This window comes from Rhodococcus sp. 7Tela_A2 (assembly GCF_049311045.1).
GTDB lineage: Bacteria > Actinomycetota > Actinomycetes > Mycobacteriales > Mycobacteriaceae > Rhodococcus.
In genome coordinates this window covers 1-3,761 of the sequence record NZ_JAXION010000197.1, presented here as the reverse complement: position 1 = coordinate 3,761, position 3,761 = coordinate 1, and the positions used below count along the sequence as shown (strand labels likewise).

Annotated in this window: 4 protein-coding genes; all 4 read left to right on the top strand. The window is 67.6% G+C overall.

Annotated elements, in window-relative coordinates:
* A partial coding sequence (locus TVH25_RS21025) for an acyl-CoA dehydrogenase family protein (protein ID WP_422425385.1) occupies positions 1-874 on the top strand: 874 nt, incomplete at its 5' end.
* Positions 871-1,893, top strand: coding sequence for a phosphotransferase family protein (locus TVH25_RS21020; RefSeq protein WP_169622028.1), 1,023 nt, complete (start codon positions 871-873; stop codon positions 1,891-1,893). The genes TVH25_RS21025 and TVH25_RS21020, both read left to right, overlap by 4 nt.
* Entirely contained in the window at positions 1,890-2,675 is a 786-nt protein-coding gene (locus tag TVH25_RS21015; RefSeq protein WP_422425384.1) for an enoyl-CoA hydratase-related protein, read from the top strand. The genes TVH25_RS21020 and TVH25_RS21015 overlap by 4 nt, the downstream gene beginning before the upstream one ends.
* Positions 2,676-2,680: 5 nt before the next feature.
* Positions 2,681-3,649 (top strand): NADPH:quinone oxidoreductase family protein, encoded by a 969-nt coding sequence (locus tag TVH25_RS21010; protein WP_422425386.1) that lies wholly within the window; start codon positions 2,681-2,683, stop codon positions 3,647-3,649.
* The last annotated feature ends 112 nt before the right edge of the window (positions 3,650-3,761 follow it).

Below are 3,761 nucleotides of genomic sequence, written 5' to 3'. Positions count from 1 at the left end.
CGCCCCCCGGCGGAGCCGCCGGCGCGCGGCGGCCCGGGCGGCCCACGACTGGGTCATCAACGGGTGGAAGTACTTCTCCTCCAACGCGCGGACTGCGGCGTTCCTCATCGTGATGGTCGTGACGGACCCCGACGTCCCGGTGCACAAGGGAACATCCATGTTCCTCGTCCCCACCGACACACCCGGGGTCGAGATCGTTCGCAACGTCGGACTGTACGGCGAACCGATGAACGACGGCACCCACGCACTCATCCATTACAACGATGTGCGCGTGCCCCACGAGGCGCTCCTGGGCGCGGAGGGTCAGGCCTTCGCGGCGGCCCAGACACGCCTCGGCGGTGGCAGGATCCATCACGCGATGCGGACGATCGGCCTCGCACAGAAGGCCGTCGACATGATGTGCGAGCGCGTCCTGAGCCGGGAGACCGCCGGTAGCCGCCTTGCGGACAAGCAGACCGTGCAGGGCTACATCGCCGACTCGTACGCGCAGCTCGCCCAGTTCCGGCTGTTCGTGTTGAACACGGCATGGAAGATCGACAAGTACAACGACTACAAGAAGGTCCGCAAGGACATCGCCACCGCGAAGATCGTGATGCCGACCGTGCTGCACGACATCGCCTGGCGCGCAATGCAGGTGCACGGTGCTCTCGGTGTCACCAACGAGATGCCGTTCTTCAGGATGATCCACGGCGCCGCCGTGATGGGACTCGCCGACGGACCGACCGAGGTGCACAAGACCACGGTCGCCAAGCAGGTCCTCCGCGATTACGAGCCCACCGACGACATGTGGCCGTCGGAGTGGATTCCGAAGAAGCAGGAAGCAGCCCGGGCGAAACTCGCCGACTACCTCGAACTCGAAGTGGGAAACCAGTGATCGATACCTCGCGACTCGCCGAATGGATGGACGAGCAGGGCCTGCCCGGCAAGGGTGCGCCGCTCGAAGCCGAGTACCTGTCCGGCGGTACCCAGAACGAAATCTACAAGCTCACCCGAGATGACTTCACCAGCGTGATCCGCATCCCGCCGGCTGCGGCACCCGCCGACCGCGACAAGGGAATCATGCGGGAGTGGCGCATCATCCAGGGCCTCGACGGCACCGATGTCCCGCACACCGAAGCCGTCGCGGCGTGCGAGGACAAGTCCGTCCTGGGCCGGTCGTTCTACCTCATGGGATACGTCGACGGATGGTCGCCGATGGATCACCGAGAGGCGTGGCCGGCACCCTTCGACACCGATCTCGACGCGCGCGCGGGCCTGGCCTATCAGCTCGCCGAGGGCATCGCGTTGCTCTCGAAGGTCGACTGGAAGGCTCAGGGCCTGCAGGACCTCGGCCGCCCCGAGGGTTTCCACGACCGTCAGGTCGACCGCTGGACCGCGTTCTTCGAACGGATCAAGGGACGTGAGATCGAAGGTCTCGACGTCGCTACCAAGTGGCTGCAGAACCATCGCCCGCTCGACTACATCCCGGGTCTGATGCACGGCGACTACCAGTTCGCGAACGTGATGTTCCAGCACGGGGCGCCCGCGAAACTCGCCGCCCTCGTGGACTGGGAGATGGGCACGGTCGGCGATCCCAAGCTCGACCTCGCCTGGATGGTCATGAACTGGCCCGAGGACATGAACTCGCCGAGCGCCGCCGAGGCTACCTACGTCGACCTCCGGGGAATGCCGAACCGGTCCGACCTGGTCCAGCACTACTCGGAGATCTCCGGCCGCCAGGTCGACGACCTCGACTACTACCTCGTGCTGGCCAAGTGGAAGCTCGCGATCGTCCTGGAGCAGGGTTTCCAGCGTGCAGGTGACGACGTGAAACTGCAGTCGTACGGGCCGGTGATCGTCGACCTGATGAAGTCGGCCGCTGACCTCGCCGAATCCACGGAGTACAAGGGATGACCGCAGCAGCAGTCGAGGGACTGATTCGTGAGCAGCACGGCCCCATCCTCGTGCTGCGCATCGACCGCCCCGATGCCCGCAATGCACTGACCGGCGCGGTGATTCGCGGCCTCGGTGCCGCGGTCGCGGACGCCGAGCGCGATCCGGATATCCGTGCCGTCGTGCTCACCGCTACCGGGGACCGCGCGTTCTGCGCCGGGATGGATCTGCGGGCGTTCGCGAGCGGCGAGGACATCGGTCTCGGGTCCGATGACGCCGCCGCCGCGTATGCGCGGCTCTGCCAGGGAAAGCTCGGGATACCGGTGATCGGTGCCGCCAACGGCAGCGCGGTGGGCGGAGGGCTCGAACTTCTCCTCGGGGCCGACATCATCGTCGCCTCGTCTGCGGCGAAGTTCGGTCTGCCCGAGGTCAAGAGGGGTCTCTTCCCGGCCGGCGGAGGAACTTCCATCGGGACGCGTATTCCGATCGGCGCCGCACTCGAGATCGCCCTGACCGGCGATCCGATCACCGCGCAACGCGGGTACGAACTCGGGTTGATCAACGCCGTGGTCGAACCCGACGAGGTGCTGAACACCGCTCTGGACTACGCGCGCCGCATCGCTGCGAACGCACCTCTCGGACTCGCCGCGGTCAAGGAACTCGTACGGTCCTCGCTGACCGATCCCGAGTATGCGTCGGAACGGCTCGGATACTGGCAGTCCCTGGTGTTCGCCAGCGACGATGCCAAGGAGGGCGCTGCGGCGTTCATGGAGAAGCGAGCGCCGGCCTGGCAGGGGCGATGAGCACCGTGCGTGCGGCGGTCTGTGCGGAGTACGGGCCACCGGAGGTCGTCGAGATCCGGGATCTCCCGTCGCAACCACTCGCACCCGGGCAGGTCCGGGTGCGGGTGGGTGCGGCGGCGGTGAATTTTCCCGACGTGTTACTGGTCGCGAACAAGTACCAGATCAGCGTGCCGCCCCCGTTCGTTCCGGGTAGCGAGTACGCCGGCGTGGTCACCGAGATCGCGGGCGACACCGGGGAGTTCATCGTCGGAGACCGGGTCACGGGCACCAGTCTGGTCGGAGCCTTCACCGAAGAAGTGGTGGCGCCGGCGGCATCGCTGAAGGCGATTCCCGACGGGATCGACGACCGCACGGCTGCGTCCTTCGGCGTAGCCCATCGCACCGCGTACCACACGCTCCGGTCGGTTGCCCGGCTCCAGCCGGGCGAGCGACTGGTCGTGCTCGGCGCCGGAGGCGGTGTCGGTCTCGCCGCGGTCCAGCTGGGTGTCGCGCTGGGTGCGTCCGTGACTGCTGTCGCGTCGTCGCAAGACAAACTCGCGGTCGCCGAGAAGTACGGGGCCGAGCACCTGATCGACCACCGGGCGGGCGATCTGCGTGGCGCCCTGAAGCAGATGCTGCCGGAGGGAGCAGATGTCGTAGTGGATCCGGTCGGCGGCGACCTCTCGGTACCGGCACTCCGGTCCCTCGGGCGCGGCGGCCGATTCGTCACGGTGGGCTATGCGTCGGGCACGATACCGGAGGTTCCGCTGAATCTCGTTCTGGTGAAGGGCCTTCGCATCATGGGATTCCAGTTCCAGGACCTCGATCCCGAGGAATACCGGCGTAACGAGGCAGAACTGGTCGACCTGCTGATATCCGGCCGGGCGGTACCCCACATCGGAGCGCACTACCCGCTCGACGACGTTTCCCGCGCCCTGCGTCACGTGGCGGACGGTCTCGCGATCGGAAAGGTCGTGGTGGACATCGCGCGGTGACCCTGCGCGAAAGGTCCCCACACGACGGGCCGGCCCCCCAGCCCCGGGGGGTGGGGGCGGGGCGGGGTGGGGGCCGGCTGGGGGGGGGGGGGGCGGGGGGCCGGCGCGCGGC

What these genes read in the sequence shown, in the direction of transcription:
- TVH25_RS21015 (WP_422425384.1), top strand. Translation starts at nt 1,890, where the DNA reads ATGACCGCAGCAGCAGTCGAGGGACTGATTCGTGAGCAGCACGGCCCC.